General features: G+C 64.2%; 16 protein-coding genes and 1 pseudogene. 9 read left to right on the top strand and 8 right to left on the bottom strand.

Going from position 1 to position 18,320, the window contains the following annotated elements; translation table 11 throughout:
• Positions 1-12: 12 nt before the first annotated feature.
• Entirely contained in the window at positions 13-1,122 is a 1,110-nt protein-coding gene (locus tag M5B42_RS01575) for a 2-aminoethylphosphonate--pyruvate transaminase (protein WP_248744827.1), read from the bottom strand.
• Positions 1,123-1,235: 113 nt separating this feature from the next.
• On the opposite strand from M5B42_RS01575, the gene M5B42_RS01580 reads away from it, so the two are divergent.
• Positions 1,236-2,120, top strand: coding sequence for a LysR substrate-binding domain-containing protein (locus tag M5B42_RS01580; protein ID WP_248744828.1), 885 nt, complete (start codon positions 1,236-1,238; stop codon positions 2,118-2,120).
• On the opposite strand, the gene tssI is transcribed toward M5B42_RS01580, so the two are convergent.
• Positions 2,066-3,898: a type VI secretion system tip protein TssI/VgrG gene (tssI, locus tag M5B42_RS01585; protein ID WP_248744829.1), complete on the bottom strand. Its 1,833-nt coding sequence runs from the start codon at positions 3,896-3,898 to the stop codon at positions 2,066-2,068. The two genes, M5B42_RS01580 and tssI, sit on opposite strands and share 55 nt — an antisense overlap.
• A 214-nt stretch (positions 3,899-4,112) precedes the next feature.
• Here tssI and M5B42_RS01590 point away from each other — a divergent pair, with 214 nt between their 5' ends.
• Complete coding sequence (locus M5B42_RS01590) at positions 4,113-4,817, top strand: YebC/PmpR family DNA-binding transcriptional regulator (protein ID WP_100942741.1); 705 nt, start codon at positions 4,113-4,115, stop codon at positions 4,815-4,817.
• A 44-nt stretch (positions 4,818-4,861) separates the two neighbouring features.
• On the opposite strand, the gene M5B42_RS01595 is transcribed toward M5B42_RS01590, so the two are convergent.
• Both M5B42_RS01595 and zapE read right to left on the bottom strand, forming a co-directional pair.
• On the bottom strand, positions 4,862-6,172 hold the full coding sequence (locus M5B42_RS01595; RefSeq protein WP_103497835.1) for a leucine-rich repeat-containing protein kinase family protein: 1,311 nt from the start codon (positions 6,170-6,172) through the stop codon (positions 4,862-4,864).
• Between the two features lie 88 nt (positions 6,173-6,260).
• Positions 6,261-7,406 (bottom strand): cell division protein ZapE, encoded by a 1,146-nt coding sequence (zapE, locus tag M5B42_RS01600; RefSeq protein ID WP_248744830.1) that lies wholly within the window; start codon positions 7,404-7,406, stop codon positions 6,261-6,263.
• A gap of 619 nt (positions 7,407-8,025) precedes the next feature.
• Between zapE and M5B42_RS01605 the strand changes: the two genes are divergently transcribed.
• From M5B42_RS01605 to M5B42_RS01635, 7 genes and pseudogenes are all read left to right on the top strand, one after another.
• Positions 8,026-8,538 (top strand): spore coat U domain-containing protein, encoded by a 513-nt coding sequence (locus M5B42_RS01605; protein WP_248745005.1) that lies wholly within the window; start codon positions 8,026-8,028, stop codon positions 8,536-8,538.
• Between the two features lie 101 nt (positions 8,539-8,639).
• Positions 8,640-9,164, top strand: coding sequence for a spore coat U domain-containing protein (locus tag M5B42_RS01610; RefSeq protein ID WP_248744831.1), 525 nt, complete (start codon positions 8,640-8,642; stop codon positions 9,162-9,164).
• A 19-nt stretch (positions 9,165-9,183) separates the two neighbouring features.
• Complete coding sequence (locus M5B42_RS01615) at positions 9,184-9,717, top strand: spore coat protein U domain-containing protein (RefSeq protein WP_248744832.1); 534 nt, start codon at positions 9,184-9,186, stop codon at positions 9,715-9,717.
• Between the two features lie 5 nt (positions 9,718-9,722).
• The gene (locus tag M5B42_RS01620; protein WP_248744833.1) at positions 9,723-10,223 is read left to right on the top strand and encodes a spore coat U domain-containing protein; all 501 of its coding nucleotides are present in this window, start codon (positions 9,723-9,725) and stop codon (positions 10,221-10,223) included.
• 35 nt (positions 10,224-10,258) lie between these two features.
• Positions 10,259-11,053 (top strand): molecular chaperone, encoded by a 795-nt coding sequence (locus M5B42_RS01625; protein ID WP_248744834.1) that lies wholly within the window; start codon positions 10,259-10,261, stop codon positions 11,051-11,053.
• 43 nt (positions 11,054-11,096) lie between these two features.
• A pseudogene (locus tag M5B42_RS01630) lies at positions 11,097-13,420 on the top strand (fimbria/pilus outer membrane usher protein).
• A gap of 22 nt (positions 13,421-13,442) precedes the next feature.
• The gene (locus tag M5B42_RS01635) at positions 13,443-14,408 is read left to right on the top strand and encodes a spore coat U domain-containing protein (RefSeq protein ID WP_248745006.1); all 966 of its coding nucleotides are present in this window, start codon (positions 13,443-13,445) and stop codon (positions 14,406-14,408) included.
• A gap of 9 nt (positions 14,409-14,417) precedes the next feature.
• Here the strand turns inward: M5B42_RS01635 and M5B42_RS01640 are convergent, their stop codons facing one another.
• Genes M5B42_RS01640 through M5B42_RS01655 form a run of 4 tightly spaced genes read right to left on the bottom strand, consistent with a single transcriptional unit; the run spans position 14,418 to position 18,316 of the window.
• Positions 14,418-15,470, bottom strand: a complete 1,053-nt coding sequence (locus tag M5B42_RS01640; protein WP_103497838.1) for an ABC transporter substrate-binding protein — start codon at positions 15,468-15,470, stop codon at positions 14,418-14,420.
• A 33-nt stretch (positions 15,471-15,503) separates the two neighbouring features.
• Positions 15,504-16,619 carry an FAD-dependent oxidoreductase gene (locus tag M5B42_RS01645; RefSeq protein ID WP_248744835.1) on the bottom strand — a complete coding sequence of 372 codons (1,116 nt, stop codon included), beginning with the start codon at positions 16,617-16,619 and terminating at the stop codon, positions 15,504-15,506.
• Entirely contained in the window at positions 16,616-17,971 is a 1,356-nt protein-coding gene (locus tag M5B42_RS01650; protein WP_248744836.1) for an FAD/NAD(P)-binding oxidoreductase, read from the bottom strand. Before M5B42_RS01650 ends, M5B42_RS01645 begins: the two co-directional genes overlap by 4 nt.
• Positions 17,972-18,025: 54 nt before the next feature.
• Positions 18,026-18,316: a (2Fe-2S)-binding protein gene (locus tag M5B42_RS01655; RefSeq protein ID WP_177144746.1), complete on the bottom strand. Its 291-nt coding sequence runs from the start codon at positions 18,314-18,316 to the stop codon at positions 18,026-18,028.
• Positions 18,317-18,320: the final 4 nt, after the last annotated feature.

Consider the following 18,320-nt stretch of genomic DNA (forward strand, 5'->3'; position numbering starts at 1 on the left):
CAGTCTTGGGTTCTAGATATCCAGCACTTCCATTTCCCGCAGTACCTCGGCGATAGCGGCAACCGCCGCCTGCATATCGCCGCGCCCGACCTGGCCGATACAGCCCACGCGAAACGTCTCGACCCGGGTCAGCTTGCCCGGATAAAGAATGAAACCCTTGGCCTTGACCCGTTCGTAGAACGCCTTGAACTGGTAGCGCGGATCTTTCGGCGCATGGAAGGTCACGATGATCGGCGCCTGGATCGCCGCCGGCAGGAAACTGCGCAAGCCGAGCCTGGCCATTTCCTCCAGCAGCACCTGGCAGTTGTCGGTATAACGCCCGAGGCGGGCGGGCAGGCCACCCTCCTCGTGGTATTGCAACAGTGCCTCGTGCAGCGCCGCGACCACATGGGTCGGCGGGGTGAAACGCCATTGGCCGGTCTTGGCCATATAGGCGTGCTGATCGTGCAGATCCATCGCCAGCGAATGGGCGTTGTCGGCGGCCGCGGCCAACGCTTCCTTGCGGGCAAACACAAAACCCATCCCGGGCACGCCTTCCAGGCATTTGCCGGAAGCGGCGATCAGCGCATCGAACGGCACCTGGCGGGCGTCGATGGGCAAGGCACCGAACGAGCTCATGGCGTCGATGATCAGGCGCTTGCCGTGGCGCGCGACCACCTCGGCGATCTCCGCCAGCGGGTTGAGAATGCCGGTGCTGGTTTCGCAGTGGATCAGCGCGACATGGCTGACGGTCGGGTCGGCGAGCAGCAGGTGCTCGACATCAACGGCGGTGGTCGGTTGGTCTTCGGCGGTTTCGAAGGTGCTGAACGAACGGCCCAGCACTGCGCAGATCTTCGCCAGGCGCTGGCCGTAGGCACCGTTGATCAGCACCAGCACTTTGCCGTCCCGTGGCACCAGGGTGCCGATGGCCGCCTCCACGGCAAAGGTGCCGCTGCCTTGCAAGGGTACGCAGTGATGGCTGTCGGCACCCTTGACGATTGCCAGCAGTTGCTCGCACAGGCTCGCGGTCAACTGGTTGAAGCCTTCATCCCAGGAACCCCAGTCCTGGCTCATTGCCTGGCGAGTGCGGGCCGAGGTGGTCAGTGGGCCCGGGGTGAGCAGGATGGGAGCGGCAGTACGCATGCGGGTTTCTCGCGGCGGGGATCGTTGACGGGATACAGGGCATAAATTGCCGTTTGGCTTGTCATCAATCAAATTGTTTGTTGTTATGCGAGCTATCAGTGAGGCCGATAGCCATGAACCTGTTCCAACTACGCGCATTCGATGCCGTGGCCCGCGAGGGCAGTTTTACCCGTGCCGCGGCCCGGTTGTTCATCAGCCAGCCGGCGGTGACCGGGCATATCAAGGCCCTGGAAGAGCACTACCAGATCACCTTGCTCAGGCGCACGGCGCGACGGGTGGAACTGACCGCCGAGGGCACCCGGCTGGCGGCGATCACCCGGGCCATGTTCGGTCTGGTGGAGGAAGCCCAGGCGATGCTCGAAGCCAATCGACAACTGTTGACCGGACGCCTGGAGATTGCCGCGGACGGGCCCCATATGGTCATGCCGATGCTTGCGCGGCTGCGGGCGCGATACCCGGGGATCACCGTCAACCTGAGGCTCGGCAATGCCCAGGAAACCCTGGCGGCGCTGTTGTCCGAGCATGCCGATGTGGCGGTGCTGACCGAGGTCGAGCCGCGCAAGGGCCTGTACCTGCAACCCCTGAGCGAGTCGCGGATCTGTGCGCTGGTGTCCCAGGGGCATCCGTGGTTGGCCGAACCACAGGGCATTGCCCTGGAGCAACTGGACCAGGTGATCATGGTGCTGCGCGAGCCGAGCTCGATCACCCGGCGCACCTTCGATCAGGCCTGTGCCCAGGCCGCCGTGAGTCCACGGGTGCTGCTGGAACTGGACAGCCGCGAGGCGGTGACCGAAGCGGTGGCCGCGGAGTTGGGGGTGGGTATCGTCTCGTCGTTGGAAGTCAGTCCCGACCCCCGGGTACGGGCGCTGCCGATCAGCGGTGAGGGGCTGGGCAACCGGCACCAGATCGGTTGCCTGGAGCGCCGCAAGGAACTGCGGCTGATTCAGGCATTCCTTGGGCTGGTGCCGCAAACGCCGGGGGCATTCAGCCCGTCCTGAAGAAAGGCCTGGCGCTGGCGCTGGCTCCAGTGCTGCTGGATGTAGGCGTGCAGGGCCACGCATTGTCCTGGGTAGAGCAACCACAGCTGTTCCGGCGTGGCGGCCAACTCCAGGGCCAGTCGCCGTCTGTCGGCGGGGCTCAGCAAGGCCGCGCCACGGCTGTCACTGCGGCCTTCCAGAAGGATGTCATCACGACTCAGGCGCGCCAGTTCCTTGAGTCCGGGCCGGGGCATTCGCACGACGTACCAGATGTTTTCGCCCAGGCAACGGGCGGTGGTTGTCGGCGGTTCATGGGGTTGCTCATACAGATAGAACTCCCCGGGGTCATCATCCGGTGCGCCGCCGCTCTCCTGTCCCTCCCACGGCGCGGCGCCGCCAGGCGGCCGGTCGGCCAGGGGCGGCGGGTCAATGGCGGCGTACAGGTCCCGATCGGTGAGAAAACCACAGATCACCGGTTGCTCCGCCTCGTTCTCGACAAAGTCGATCAGCACCTGGCTGCCAACCCGGGGGGCCTGGTTTTGCGCGACGCCGGGCGAGGCCCAGCAGCCCGGTGCGCAGTCCGCGGGCTGGACGCTGTTCGACAACTGTACCCGCAGGCGCCCCTGGGCATCCGGCCGGGCGGTGCCGGCATGCGCACCCAGTAGCGTGCCGATCTGATAACCCTGCGCCGCCGGGCGTTTTTCCCGTAAGGAGGGGCGAAACGGCGTGGCCCAGGGGATGGCCCTGAAGTGATTGCTGTAGCCGTCGCTGAAACACTCGTCATGCAGGCCGTCGTCCGCCTCGACACTGAAGGCGTCGACGGGGTATCGATCCAGGCACTGTTCGCCCAGATGCTGCACCTCGGTGATCAGCCATTGATCGTTGAGCGCCTGTCGTGGATGGCCGCCGATCCGCCGGACTTCGCCGCTGCGCAGGCTGTCCAGGTTGCTGTAGCCCTGGATCTGGCGTTGTTCGCAACGCAACCGTTCGAGGCTGCGCTGGCTGCGTTGCTGTTCGTGGCGCTGGCGCGGTGTGGGGGGGGCGGTGTGCAGGCCATAGGCGTTGGCCTGGTTGGCGGCGCCGTCGTCGGGTGCTTCCGGCGGCCAGGCGGGAGCATGCCCGGGCAGTCGGCTGTCATGGCTGGCGAGCATCTGGTGACGCTCGTAGAGTTGGCTGATAAAGGGCTGTTCCAGTCCCGCGGCACTGTCGTGACAAGGCACCACGCCGGCTCGTTCGGGAAAGCTTTGCGGGTCTTCGGCGAACACCAGGACATGTCGGTGCGGCGCCTGTTCGAAGTGATAGTGGATGCCTTCTTCCTCGCAGAGCCGGTTCAGCAATTGCAGGTCGTTTTCATCCTGTTGCAGGCACAGGGCCCGGCGGGGGTACAGGCCACGCTCAAGCTCGAAGCGGTAATCGGCGGCCTCCAGGTCGTGGGCTTCAAGCAGTCGCAGGAGAATCGCCGGTACGCTCAGATCGCAGAAGGCCCGACGTCGTTGGCAACGTGCCAGGGCTTGCAGGCGCGGCACCAGCACCACCTGGTAATGACAGAGCCGTGGCTCCAGGTAGCGACTGCTGATCTCCTCAATGATCCCATGCCAGCTGGTCTGTCCGCGGCCCAGACTCAACAGGGCCGGACGATGCAGCAGGGGTTCCAGGTCCAGGGCGGTGTCGCCCAGCAGTTCCATTTCGAAGCGGAAGGGTTCGTTCAAGGCCTCGCGGCCCTTGAAGCGGATGACCGGCAAGGGGTCAGGGAGCAGGCCGATGGTCAGTGAGATCTGTCGTTCCTTGTCCTGAGGCATTTCGTCTCTTCTCCACGGATTTGTGGCAGAGGGTACGAAAAGCCGTGGGCGCCTGGACACCGCAAAACGATGTTTGGGAAATTGCCTACGAACATCAGGGTAGAGTCGTAATCTTCGTCAGGTTTTGGTCGATTGGCGGGGACTGGCCGTATAAACTGGGCGGCAAAGCGTCGGCCAATAAATGTCACGACGCCTCTGATCGAGAGAGTGAGTAATGGGCGCACAGTGGAAGGTTAAACACAAAGAAGCGGCGGCCAACGCCAAGGGCAAGATTTTTGGCAAGCTGGTCAAGGAAATCACCATCGCCGCGCGCAACGGTGCGGATGTCTCCACCAACGCACACCTGCGGCTGGTGGTCGAACAGGCGAAAAAGGCCTCGATGCCTCGCGAGACCCTGGAACGCGCCATCAAGAAAGGCTCGGGCCAGTTGGGCGAAACCGTGCAGTATCACCGCGTGACCTACGAAGGCTTCGCCCCGCACCAGGTGCCGCTGATCGTTGAATGCGTCACCGACAACATCAACCGTACCGTGGCGGAAATCCGCGTGGCGTTCCGCAAGGGCCAGTTGGGCGCGTCGGGTTCGGTGTCCTGGGACTTCAACCATGTCGGCCTGATCGAGGCGTCCCCGGACAGCCCGGATGCCGACCCGGAAATGGCGGCGATCGAAGCCGGCGCCCAGGATTTCGAGCCGGGCGAAGAGGGCGCGACCCTGTTCCTGACCGAACCGACCGATCTCGACGCGGTGCAGAAAGCCCTGCCGGAGCAAGGTTTCACCGTGTTGTCGGCCAAGCTGGGTTACCAGGCGAAGAACCCGGTCAGCGGCCTGAGCGACGAGCAGATGGCCGAAGTCGAGGCTTTCCTCGAAGGCCTGGACAACCACGACGACGTGCAAGACATGTTTGTCGGCCTGGCGGGCTGATCCGCCAAGCCCCCCTTGTCACAAGGGGGGCTGATGCCCGGCAGTTATGCCAGGGTTGCGCAGATCGCCTCGAACCCCGGCCGCGCCAGCACATCCGGCTGGATGCAGCGCAACTGCAGGTCCTTGAGCGATTCAAGCACGCGCGGCTCCATCGCCCCGTCGATCCGTTCCAGCAGCTCGCCGAGCAGAATCCCGAACGCACGCACCTCGATCCGTTGCAGCGCGCGGGTTTCCAGGCTGTCGGTCGGTGCATGGAACGAGGCGGCGCCAAAGTCCCCGAGCAGGCAATCCCCGGCCTCGTTGTAGAGAATATTGTGTGCGTACAGGTCGCCATGGCAGAGCCCCAGGCGATGCAGATGCGCGCCCACCGAGGCGATCCCGCGGGCCATGCGCAAGGCTTGTTCCGGGCTGAAGCGGGTCTCGTCCCGGTACACATCACGGCTGCACGAATCGAGGCTCGGCAGTGCCGCAAGATTGGCGAACTGCGGATCGATCAGTTCCATCACCAGGCCGGCCTGGGCATCGGGGTGACCGCCGATGCGCCCTTCGACCTTGATCAGGTTCGGATGCAGGCCCGCCGCGATGCAGGCATTCATTTCATTCAAGGGCGAACCGTCGCTGGTCATGCTGCCCTTGTACAGCTTGACCGCCACCGGCAAGGCCGGCGCCTCTGGACGGCTCCAGCGTGCCTGGCTGATCACCCCCGAGGCGCCTTCGCCCAAGCGTTGCGCCAGTTGCAGCTGGCTCCAGTCGATGCTCGGGGTGGTGTCGCCGACCAGCACCTCACCGGTGTGATCAAGCTTCGGGTTACCGGCATAGGCGATCCAGGCCAGGCCCGGCAGGGTCAGCAGCCACTCGGGCAACTCGTCCAGCTGGTTGGCGGCGATGCGGATCAGTTCCAGCCGGTGACAGTCCGCCAGGCTGGCGGGCAGGGTGCGCAGGCGATTGCCTGCCAGCATGAGTTTCTGCAGCAGGGGCCGGCGGCCGAGTTCTTCCGGTAGCTCGGTGATGCGGTTGTCGGTCAGGATCAGCCAGCGCAGCTGGGGCGGCAGGGCGGCGGCCGGCACTTGCTCGATGCGGTTGGCCTTGAAGGCGACCATGCTCAGTCTGGCGCACTGGCCCAGGCACACCGGCAACTCGGTGAACTGGTTGTCCGAGCAGAACAGGATGCGCAGGTGTGGCAGCCGGTACAAGTCGTCCGGCAGGCTGCTCAGGGCATTGCCGCTCAGATTGAGGATTTCCAGGGAGTCGGCCAGCTGGAAAATCTCCCGGGGGAACTCGGTCAGCCCGCAGGACAGGTCGAGTCGCTTGATACCGGTCAGTTGACCGGCGCGCAATTGGGCAAGGGTATCCATAAGCGGGCGTGAGTACTCGTCGCGATCATCGAAAAAAGATCGCCATGATAGCAATGTTGTTCAGCAACGGCGCTGTGATGAGTGGGTGTCAGCCCTGGTTGAGGGACTCGGGTCCGACTTCGACCAGTTGCCCCAGGCGGCTGCGGGTCCGTGCCAGGTCGATGGCATTACCGCCCAGGCTGTCGCGCAGCGGCCGTTCGCCGATCAGCAGCAGGCGTTTGTCCTGGTCGTACAGCACGTCGATCAGGTTGATAAAACGCTGCTGGGCCGCGATCGAACAGTCTTCCAGGCTGGGCAGTTCATCGACGATCCAGGTGTCGAAGCGTCGGCACAGTTCCAGGTAGTCCATCACGGCGGTGGGCTGGTCGCAGAGGTCGGTGAACTCGAAACGCACGGTGCGTTCGCTACACAGACGCGCTTTCAGTTGCCGGGCGCCGACCTGCAGGGCAAAGGCCGGAGCCTGGCGCTGCGGCAATAGCAAGGCCTGGCGTTGTTTCGCAGTGCCCGGCCAGACGTACTGGCCCTGGGTGAATTGCTGTTGGCTATGGCTGCGCGGTTGGCTTCGGTAGTCATGGGGACCTCCGACCTCCATGACCTCCATGCGGGCGTTGATCAGGTCGATTACCGGCTTGAAGCGGGCGTGATAGAGCGGGTTGGGCAACAGGCCTTCGGGCGGGTAGTTGGAGGTCACCAACAGCAGCACGCCACGTTGGAACAGGGCCTTGAACAGCCGATTGATGAGCATGGCATCGCCGATGTCATGGACATGGAACTCGTCGAAGCACAGCAGCCGGCAGTCTTTGAGCAGCTCATCGAGGGTCCGGCCCAGGGCATCGGGGGTTTCCCGGTGGAGGAACATGCCCTGGTGCAGGTGGGTAAAGAAATTGTGGAAGTGCACCCGCTGCTTATCGGCAATCGGCACGGCCTGGAAAAAACCGTCCAGCAACCAGCTCTTGCCACGTCCGACCGCGCCGTGCAGGTACAGGCTGCGTTGGCGGCCCTGGTGCGCACTGTAGAGCAGCGCGCTGGCCTGCTGCGCCATGCGTTCGATGACCCGCTGCTGGCTCAGGCTCAGGGTGTAGCCCTGATGGTTGGCCTTGCGTCGGAAATACTCGTGCACGTCGTGGGACAGCGGTGTGGCGCTGCCCTTGCCGGCGAAAGCCTTGCCGAAAAAGCGGCGCAAGGCTGGCCAACGGGATTTCACGCCAGGGCGATGGGGGGGCAGAGCGGCCAACGGAGAAGATCCCCTTGCATGACAGTCCAGATCGGGTTTATTGGTCAGAAACATCAGAAAAGGCGGAAGGCATATCGCCGTATTGATTAATCTTTAACCACGTTCAAGTTTTACCGTGACGTGTCAACCAAGGCAACCTCCATCCAGAAGCCAAAAGGAATGAGGTCTTGGAAAGCTCTATGGTTTTGGCATTGTCCCTTGTTCCGGGCCCTGCAAACCTGCCGTCCGGCGCAGGCGAATACCAGGCCCCTGTTTGCACATCGCCCTGAAGAATGCCCAGTTGCACAGCAGCAACGGCAACCTGACGGTGCCCTGCCAGCCGGCACCTGCAGCGATACCCTGAGCGTGACGCTGGCCTGCTCACCGCGTCATGACGATGCGGCGTGTTGGCACCTGCAGCGTGATGCTCGATAGCGGCTTTTTAACGTTGCCGGAAGACAGGATCATGCGGTTAATAAAGGATTTTCCAGCGGAAATATGGGTAAATATGCCATTATAAGCAAGGAAAATACCTACTAATTATTACTAAATGTCTTACATTGCTGGACGCATTTTCCTTCACTGCTAACCTGACTTTAGCAAGCCATCCCTCAAAAGGATTGAGGCCGTGAATGGATCTATGGTTTTGGCCATCTTTAGCACACTGTGCTCTGTGCCAGTGTTGGCCGCGCAACTCCAGGTGGAGGTGCGCGTCAATGTGCAGCGTGGTTGCCAGTTGGTCGGCGTGACCCTTGAGGCTGGCATCGAGCAACTCGGCGTACTGGATTTCGGCGATATCGCCCGTCTCGACGGCCCGTCGGGGGCGCAGGGGGCCGCGTTGTCGAATCAGCGTCTGCCGCGCCTGGAATGCAATCCCGACACCCCTTATCAAATGCGCATCGACGGCGGCCTGCATGGCGGTGTCGGCGATGTCCGCTACCTGGCCGGCAGTGATCCCGACAGCACCATTCCTTATCGACTCTACCGTGATCCGGCGCGACGTTTTGCATTGCCGGTCAATCAGCCCGTCAGTGGCAGCGTGCCCGAGAGTGGCTCCGTTGAATTGCCGTTGTATGGGCGAATCGGGCCTCTGGCCCAAATCCCGCGCGTCAGCCGTTATACCGATGTGGTGAAGGTGACCGTCACCTGGTAACACCGTTCATGCAGGACCTGCCGGTGGATCCGGCGGGCAAGGGAACGCCGCCCAGGGTGGGTGGCCAGTAGGTTCAATCCTGATGGAATTAGGATCGGCATATGAAGTCTGGCAACCACGCATTGATTGCTGTTGGCACCTTGTTCTTTCTGTCCGACAGCGCCCACGCGGCGATCACCGGGCAAATCCAGGCCCGGCTGGTTATTTCTGCTGCCTGTGAGGTGAGCCACGCCACTCCCATCAGCGCGAGCATGGCGGCCCGGTTGGACTTCGGCAGCCAGGGACCGACTTGGGCCCGCCCCCTCAACGCCAACCTGCAAGGCAACAGCAGCAATCTCCAGGTGACCTGCAATTCCCAGGTCACCGGTTTCATCGTGACCATTGACGGAGGCAGCAATGGCGACGGTCTCTCCCGTCACCTGAGCAATGGCCTGCAAACCATTCCCTACCGACTGTTCATCGATGCCGGCGGCACCGACACCTACAGCATCGGTCAGCAACGCAATTTCGCGGTGGGCAACGGCACCCAGGTACCGATTCCGGTCTATGGCGCCGTGGTCGCGAATACCACCGCACTGCCGGAAGGTATCTACAGCGACATCCTGACGATCACGTTGGACTGGTAACTCAACAGAGGAAAGCATCATGCAACTCGTATCGCGACTCGGTTTGCCATTGTTCGGCCTGACGCTGATAGCCAGCGCCAACGCCGCCACCACGGTTACCGGCCAGATCAGCTCGAGCCTGATCCTGACCAGCAGTTGCCTGGTCAACGGCGCAGCCGGCAGCACCAACCTGAACTTCGGCTCGTTGAATTTCGGCACCACCACCAGCCTGTTCACCAATACCGGCACGCAACTGGTGGCCGCCGGCGGCGGCGCGGTGTCGATCCAGTGCTCATCCGGGACCACGCCCACGGTGACCGTCCAGGGCGGCCTGCATGACGGCCAGTCCCCGGGTGGCAGCCGGGCCCTGTACGACGGGGTGGCGAACTTCGTGCCCTACGATCTCTACACCGACTCCGGCTACAACAACCTCCTGACCAGCACCGGGGTGATTCCCCTGGCGGCCAGCACCGGCGCTGCCCAGACCATCAATCTGTGGGGCCGGGCGGTGGGCAAGCCCGGGCTGCCGGCGGGGACCTATACCGACACCATTGCCGTACAGCTGAGCTTCTGAGTGCGATGGCCGGGCATGGATGCGCCGTCGTGCTGCTGGCCTGCGCGAGCAGCCTGCCGCTGCCGCTGGCGGCGGTAACCAGTGTCAGCTTCCAGGTCAGCGCGAGCATTGTCGCCGGTTGCCTGGTGGTGGGTGGGGGGGCCAACTACGGCAACCTGAACTACGGCAGCTACTCGGCGTTGTCCACCAGTACGGTGTCGGCCGCGTTGGCCGGCGGGGTGCAATTGCAATGCACGCCGGGGGTGACCCTGCACATGAGCGTCGACGGCGGACAGAACAACAGCAGCGGCCGGCATCTGAAGCTCAACAGCGGCAGCGCCCAGGTGGCTTATCAACTGTTCAGCGACGCCGGCCTGAGCCAGAGCCTGGGCATCAGCCAGAGCATCAGCGTGGCCTACAGCAACGCGAACAACATCAGCCTGCCGATCTACGGCCGGATGGTTTTACCGGGTAATCAGCCAGCGGGGACCTACAGCGATGTGCTGCAGGTACAGCTGTCCTGGTAGGGGGCGTTTAAATTGCAGCAACAAGGAGTTTGTCTATGTGTTCACCCTCCCGGCGCTGGCAGGCCGTGCGTTACGGACTGCTGGCCATGGTCTTGCTGGTTGCGAGCAGGGTCCAGGCGGCAAGCTCGGTCCTGATCTGGCCGATCGATCCGGTACTGGAGGCCGATCAACAGGCCAGTGCGCTATGGCTGGAGAATCGCGGCAATGAAACCGCCAACCTGCAGGTCCGGGTATTCGCCTGGAGCCAGAGCGGCTTCGACGACCAGTACCAGAACCAGCGGGATGTGATCGGCAGCCCGCCGGTGGCGCGGATCGAGCCGGGGCAGAAACAGCTGGTACGCCTGACCCGCACCCGGGACGTGCCGCCGGGGCAGGAGCAGGCCTATCGCATCATCATCGACGAGATCCCGGTGGCGAAGGCGTCGAACGGGCCCGAGGCGGACGGCAAGACGGCGGCGGCGATCCAGTTCCAGATGCGTTACTCGGTGCCCTTGTTCGCCTACGGCGCGGGACTCTGGAGCAAGCCGGACCTGACGCGCCCGCGCGATCCGAAAGGTGCCGGGGTCGCGGACCTGAGCTGGCGCAAGGTGAGCCAGGGCGGGCGTTCCTATCTCGAGATTCGCAACCGCGGTGCGGTGCATGCGCGACTGACCGATGTGGCGGTCAAGCAGGGCGGCCAGACCCGGCCGGTAGCCGAGGGGCTGATGGGCTATGTGTTGCCGGGCGCAACCATGCGTTGGCCGCTGCCGGAACCATTGGCCGGTGGCCAGGAGTTGCTGCTGCGGGTCAACGGTGCGTCGCAGGCCCAGAGCGTCAAGGCGGATCAGTGAAGAACAGGGAGTGAGCTGAGTGTGGGCTCGTTATATCCAATGTCTGCCATGGCTCGCGACGGGGTGCTGCTGGCTGGTGTTCATCCCCAGGGCGGCTGCCGGTGAGCTGCCACCCCCGCCCACCAGCCTGGAGGCGATACCCGATGCGCAATTGTACCTTGAGTTGCTGGTCAACCAGATGGACACCGGCAAGGTCGTCGTGGTCGATCAGCGGGCGGGCCAGTTGTTTCTGCCGGCTTTTGAGCTGCAGGCGCTCGGCATGAAGTTGCCGGCGTCGGTGGCCGCCGAAGTGGCCCTCGACCAACTGCCAGGCCTGCACAGCGAATACGACAGCCAGGGCCAGCGCCTGTTATTGAGCGTGCCGCCGGACTGGTTGCCGGCGCAATTGCTCGGCAACCGTCAGGCCTACCCGCGGACCCAGGCGCTGACCAGCTTCGGCGCGTTGCTCAACTATGACCTGTACCTCAACGACACCGACGATTCCGGCACCTACCTGGCCGCCTGGAACGAAGTGCGGGTGTTCGACACCTGGGGCACCGTCTCCAACACCGGGCAGTACCGCCGCAGTATCGGCGCGAGCGCGAGCAGCGGGTTGAACAACGGTTATCTGCGCTACGACACCACCTGGCGTTATTCCGACGACGAGCGCCTGTTGACCTATGAGGCCGGTGACGTGGTCAGCAGTGCCTTGCCCTGGAGCAACTCGGTGCGCCTGGGCGGGGTGCAACTGTCGCGGGACTTCAGCGTACGCCCGGACCTGGTGACCTATCCCTTGCCGCAGTTCGCCGGCGAGGCGGCGGTGCCGTCCTCGGTGGACCTGTTTATCAACGGTTTCAAATCGTCCAGCAACAATGTGCAGCCCGGTCCCTACACCCTGACCAATATTCCGTTTATCAACGGCGCGGGCGAGGCGGTGGTGGTGACCACCGATGCCCTGGGGCGGCAGGTGTCCACTACCGTGCCGTTCTATGTCACCAGCGCCCTGCTGCAAAAGGGCATGGCGGACTTTGCGGTGACCGCCGGTAACCTGCGCCGCGATTATGCCTTGCGCGATTTCGGCTATGGCCCGGGCGTGACCTCCGGCAGCCTGCGTTATGGCCTGAGCGACAGTTTCACCCTGGAAAGCCATGCCGAGGCGGCCAGCGACCTGACCCTCGGCGGGATCGGCGGCAACCTGCGCCTGGGCAACCTGGGGGTGCTCAACAGCGCCATCAGCCAGAGCCGTTACGCCGGGCGCCAGGGTCAGCAGGTGAGCCTCGGCTACCAGTACAGCAGCCAGCGCTACGGCCTGTCCTACCAACGGATCGAGCGGCACGATCAATACGCCGACCTGACGCTGATCGACACGCCCACTATCAGCCTGAGCAAACGCAGCGAACAGGTCACCGCCAGCCTCAACCTCGACCGCTGGGGCAGCCTGGGGGCCGGTTATTTCGATATCCGTGCCGCCGACGATACTCGCACCCGCCTGCTCAACCTGACCTGGAACCGCCCGCTGTGGGGCAACAGCAGCTTCTACCTGTCGGCCAACCGCGAAATCGGCGACAGCCACTGGGCGGTCCAGGCCCAGGTGGTCATTCCTTTCGACCTCGGCGGCAGCCTGAGCATGAGTGTCGAGCGCAGCAAGACCGGCGAGAGCCGCGAGCGGGTCAACTTCAGCCGCGCGGTACCGACCCAGGGGGGGGGGGCTACAACCTCGGCTATGCCCACGGCCAGGGCCCGGACTATCGCCAGGCCGACCTGACCTGGCGCCTGCAATCGGTGCAGTTGCAAGCCGGCATGTATGGCGGCAGCGACGCCGAAACCCGCTGGGCCGACGCCAGCGGTTCGCTAGTGTGGATGGACAAGCAGGTGTTCGCCGCCAACCGCATCGACGATGCTTTCGTGGTGGTCAGCACCAAGGGTTACCCGAATGTTCCGGTGCGCTACGAAAACCAGCTGGTGGGGGCGACCGACCAGTCCGGGAAGCTGCTGGTGACCGGGAGCAGTGGCTACTATCGCGGCAAATACGAGATCGATCCGCTGAACCTGCCGGCCAACGTCCAGAGTCCGAATGTCGAGCAGCGCGTGGCTGTCCGCCGGGGCAGTGGCTACCTGCTGGCGTTCCCGTTGAACCGGATCATTGCCGCGAGCATTGAGCTGGTGGATGTGCGGAACGCGCCATTGCCGTTGGGGGCCAATGTGCTCCACGAGCAGACTGGGGCCAGGGCGGTGGTGGGCTGGGACGGCCTGGTCTACCTGGAGAACCTGGCGAAGCAGAACAGCTTGCAGGTGACCCTGGCTGACGGCAGCCGCTGTCGGGTGCAGTTCGCCATGGAAGATTCCACCGAGCAGGTACCGATGATCGGTCCGCTGGTTTGTCGATAGGCACAGGAGGTGTCGGGTGAGGATGAGGTGTGTGGTGTTGGGTGCGCTGTTGAGTGGGCTGGGGTCCCAGGCCCAGGCATTGTGTTCGGTGATCGGGACCAACGCGATCGGCTTCGGCGCGGTGAGCTCGATCCTGGTCCGCACCACCGCGCAAGCCTCGTCCACCACCAACGCCGGGTTGCGCTGCACCGGTTCGCTGCTGACCCTGTTGACCTTGAACGATCACTTCTATGCCACGGTCACTTCGTCCACTGCCGGCATGGTCGGCCCGACCGGGGATATCATCAGCTACAACATTTATGCGACCAACAACACCGGTGCCGCCTATCTGGTCAACCGGGGCACGGCTTATGACTTTGCCCGCAACGGCATCATCGATGCCCTTGGCCTGCTCGGTGGCAGCACACCGAAGACCGTGCCGCTCTATGTCAATACGGTGATCGGCAGCAACGTCGCGGCGGGGATCTACACCGAGACCTTGAGTATCTTCTGGGACTGGAACTACTGCGCCGGGATTGGCGCGCTGGGTATCTGTCTGGGGCGTGACACCAACTCGGCGACGGCCAGCCTCACAGTCAATATGACCGTCAACAACGACTGCACGGTGACGGCGCCGAATATCAGCTTTGGTGGTTTTCCGGTGGTCAGCGCCTTCAGCCCGGTCAGCCAGACCATCAACGTGTCCTGCACCAAGGGCAGCCCTTACACGGTCGGTCTGGACCCGGGCCAGAATGCCAGCGGCGGGCGCCGGCGGATGGTTTCGGGAGGCAACTTCCTTTCCTACGACATCTTCAAAAGTGCCGGGACCACGGTCTGGGGCAGCGTCAGCACGGCCCGCCGTTCCAGCACCGATGCCGAGATCAATCCGGGTAACGGCCTGGGCACGGGGAGCCAGGTGTTCAACTACAACGCCAGGGTCTACACCGACCAGACCACGCCGCCGGCAGGAATCTACACCGACAACGTGATTCTGGATGTGGGTTTTTGAAGGAAGTTTCTAGCGCTCGATACTGCGGTTCCAGCGCGCGTTCCACTCAGGCCGCAGCAGGTTGACCTGATCCCAGTCGATGGCCACCGCGGTGTCCAGGTATTTTTTCATGGCCTCGACCTGGCCGCGGGTCTTGTCGGTGGTCGGGGTGTTGGGGTTGGACGGGATCTGGTCGCCATCTTCCAGCGCCGCCGCCTGGGCCTCGGGAGTCAGGAGGAACTCGGCGAGTTTCTGCGCCAACGCCGGCTCAGTGTTGTTGGCGATCGCACATTCGGCGACGTTCAGCACCACCGCGCCTTCCTTGGGTTGCGCGTACTCCACCGGGATGCCCTTGAGCTTGAGCGCGGTAACCTGGGTCGGGGTCAGCGGGAACAGTGCCGCTTCATCGGTCTGGACCATCTCCGAAAGCTTGGCCGAACTCGGGATGTACTCCAGCACATTACGCCCCACGCTGTTCGGCCAGGCCTTGAAACCCGGTTCGACATTGGTCTCGCTGCCGCCCTGGAGCCGGTTGAACATCAGGAAACCGTGCAGGCCGAAGGTCGAGGACGACATCGACTGGAACACCAGCTTGTCCTTGTACTTGCTGTCCGCCATGTCCATCCACGAGGTCGGCGCGGCCCAGCCTTTTGCCTTGAACAGCCGCGTGTTGTAGGCCAGCCCGGTCACCCCCAGGCTGACCGCCACGGCCTGGTCCTTGATCCGGCCCTTGGCCGGGATCTGCGCCAGGGTCGGGCTGTCTTCGAGCTTGCTGCACAGGCCCATGGAGATCGCCCGGTACATGATCCCGTCATCGAGGAAGATCACGTGCAACTGCGGATTGTCCTTGCTCGCCTGGACCTTGGCGAGGATGTCGGCGGAGGTGCCCGGCACAATGACTACCTTGACGTGATTGGCCTTTTCGAAGGGCGGCAGCACCTCGTCGGTGTACAAGCGTTCCATGGTCCCGCCGTTCATGCCCAGGTACAGCGTGGGCTCGGCCTGGGCCGGCGCGGCGCCCAGCAGGGCCATGAGAGGCAGGCAGGACAAACCGATCAGGGCATTGCGTTGAGTCTTCTTCATGGCGCGATCTTCCTCTGGGTTCTGACGGCCCGCTCAAGCGGCGGGAGTGGCGTGGAAACGGGTAATGGAAAAAGCTTCTATCGGTGTCGACGACTGGCCCTGGCACACCAGTTCGGCGAGGACTTCGCCCACCGCCGGAGCGATCTGGAAGCCCGCCCCGGCAAAACCGAAGGCGTGCAGCAGGCCGGGTTGGATACTGCTCGGGCCGATCACCGGCTGGCGGTCGGGCAGGTAGCCTTCGGTGCCGCTCCAGGTGCGAATCGCCTGGGCCCCTTGCAGAAACGGATAGAGCTCGACGGCCTGGCGCAGAATCTCCAGCACGGCGCTTTGTCCCGGCCGGGCACGGGCGTGGTCCAGGGCAAAACCCTGGCCGCCACCCAATACGCAGTTGCCGCGACTGACCTGGCGGGCATAGATACCGCCGCCCTCGACACCGGTGCTGGCGTCCATCACCAGGGGCAGGGGCTCGGTCACCAGCATCGCCGGATGGCCGGAGTGCATCGGCACCGCTTCTCCGAACTGCGCGGCGAGGCTGCCGGCCCAGGCACCGGCGCAATTGAGCAGCCAGGGCGCGCGGACTTCGAGGCCCTTTTGCGTGCGCAGGAGAAAACCTCGGCCGTCGTGCTCGACCTGGGTCACTTCGCTCTGTTCCAGCACCGTCGCGCCGAGCAGACGGGCGGCCCGGGCAAACGCCGGGGAGACCAGCCGGGGGTTGGCATGACCATCGTCGGGGCAGAAGGACGCGCCCTCGGCGACCTGGCCGACCCAGGGAAAACGTCGGTGCAACTGTTCGCGGTCAAGCACTTGCAGGTCAAGCCCGAAGCCCTGGCTGCTGTCTGCATAGGCTTGCAGGGCGGCCAGATCGTCGAGGCTGCGGGCCAGCTTGAGATGCCCGGAGCGTTGGTATTCACCGTCGATGCCGATCAACTCAGGCAGGCGGGCCCAGATCCCGTGGGCACGTTGGGACAGCGGCAACTGCGACAACGGCCGCCCCTGGCGGCGCACGCCGCCGTAGTTCACACCGCTGGAATGCGAGCCGCAGAAGTCCCGCTCCAGCAGCGCCACGCTGCGGCCTTGGCGACTCAGGGCCAGGGCCGCCGAAGCACCGACAATGCCGCCGCCGAGAATCACTACGTCGACTTCGATCATGGTGCGACCTCCACGCCGAACGGCAGCGGCTTGATCGGTGCCTGGGCCCGCAGACGGCCAATACTGTCCAGGGCCAGGCCGCTTTCACAGGCAATGATTTCCGCTGTCGCCGCGCCGCAGATCCGGCCCTGGCAGCGGCCCATGCCGACCCGGCAATGGGCCTTGACCCGATTGATTTCCCAGTGGCCTTCGCGGACCACCGCGCGCACCTCGCCGACGCTGACTTCCTCGCAGCGGCACAGCATCAGCGTGTCAGGGACGTTCGCCGCCCAGTGCTCGGGGAAGGGGAAGGCCTGTTCCAAGCCTTGGCGGAAGCCGTCGATACGTTGCAGGCGAGTTTCCAAAAACGCTGTCCGCTGTGGATCGACAGCGCGTCCCAGGTCTTCCAGCAGCGCCAGGGCAGCCCGCTCGCCGGCCATTTCCGCCGCATCGGCACCCATGATTCCAGCGCCATCACCGGCCAGGTAAACACCCGCCACACTGCTACGCCCGGCGCTATCGCGTTCCGGCAGCCAGGCGCGGTTCAAGGGGTTCCAGGCGAAACGGCAGCCGAGCAGATCGGCCAATTGGGTTTCGCTGCGCAGCCCGTGGGCGAAGGCCAGTGCGTCGCAGTCAAGCGAGCGCAGGAGCTCGCCCTGGCGCCAGCGCAACGACTGCACGCGTTGTTCGCCGTCAATCTGTTGCAGATGGGCGTCCTGATGGACCGGGATACCGTGGGCCGTCAGCCAACCGCGGTAATACAGGCCCTTGGCGAGGGTCAGCGGCTGCCTGAGCAGACCGGGCAGGGCGCGGCACTGGGCGCTGAACGGCGTGCTGTCGAGCACCGCGACCACCTTGGCCCCGGCCTTGGCGTACTGGTAGGCCACCAGGTACAGCAGCGGTCCGCTGCCGGCGAACACCACCCGTTGGCCGATGGCACAGCCCTGGTATTTCAGGGCAATCTGCGCGGCACCGAGACTGTAGGCACCGGGCAAGGTCCAGCCAGGAATCGGTAACACCCGGTCGGTGGCGCCGGTGGCGACGATCACCTTCGAGTAGTCCAGGCGCCCGGCACGGCCTTGCTGCAAGGTGTCGAGGGCGCCGTCTTCGGCGTTCCACACCAGGGTGTCGGGACGGTAGTCGAGTTGTTCGCGCAGATGGTCCAGGGTCTGGTGAATCGCCACCGCCTTGCGGGCTTCGAACCCATAGAGTTTCACCGGCGAACGGCGGAAATTCTCCGGTTGACGCCGATAGATCTGCCCGCCGCCGCGTGCGGCTTCATCCAGCAGGCAGGGGCGCAGGCCATGGGCAACCAGGGTTTGCGCGGCACGAATACCGGCCGGTCCGGCGCCGACGATAACGATCTCAGACATGCTCAATCCGCCGTCCGCTCGAAAAAATGCCGCGACCTTTTGTCGACATGCCCGTCATGCTGGCTTTCTCCCTTCCCGACTCACCTGCTGCCCGGCTTCGAGCATCGTCGAACAGGCGCGCACCCGGCGCCCGTCGGCCAGCCTGACCCAGCAATCCTGGCAGGCGCCCATCAGGCAGAACCCGGCACGGGGCTCGCCGCTGAAATCGCTGTGGCGCAGAAATTCACCGGCGGTCAGCAGCGCGGTCAGCAGGGTATCGCCCTGCAGACCGCTGGCCGGTTCGCCGTCGAGGGTAAAGTCCAGGGCCGGGCGATCGCCTTCGGCCAGTCGTGTCAGCAGCGCCATGTCG

The organism is Pseudomonas sp. MWU12-2037, assembly GCF_023242345.1.
Lineage (GTDB): Bacteria > Pseudomonadota > Gammaproteobacteria > Pseudomonadales > Pseudomonadaceae > Aquipseudomonas > Aquipseudomonas gingeri_D.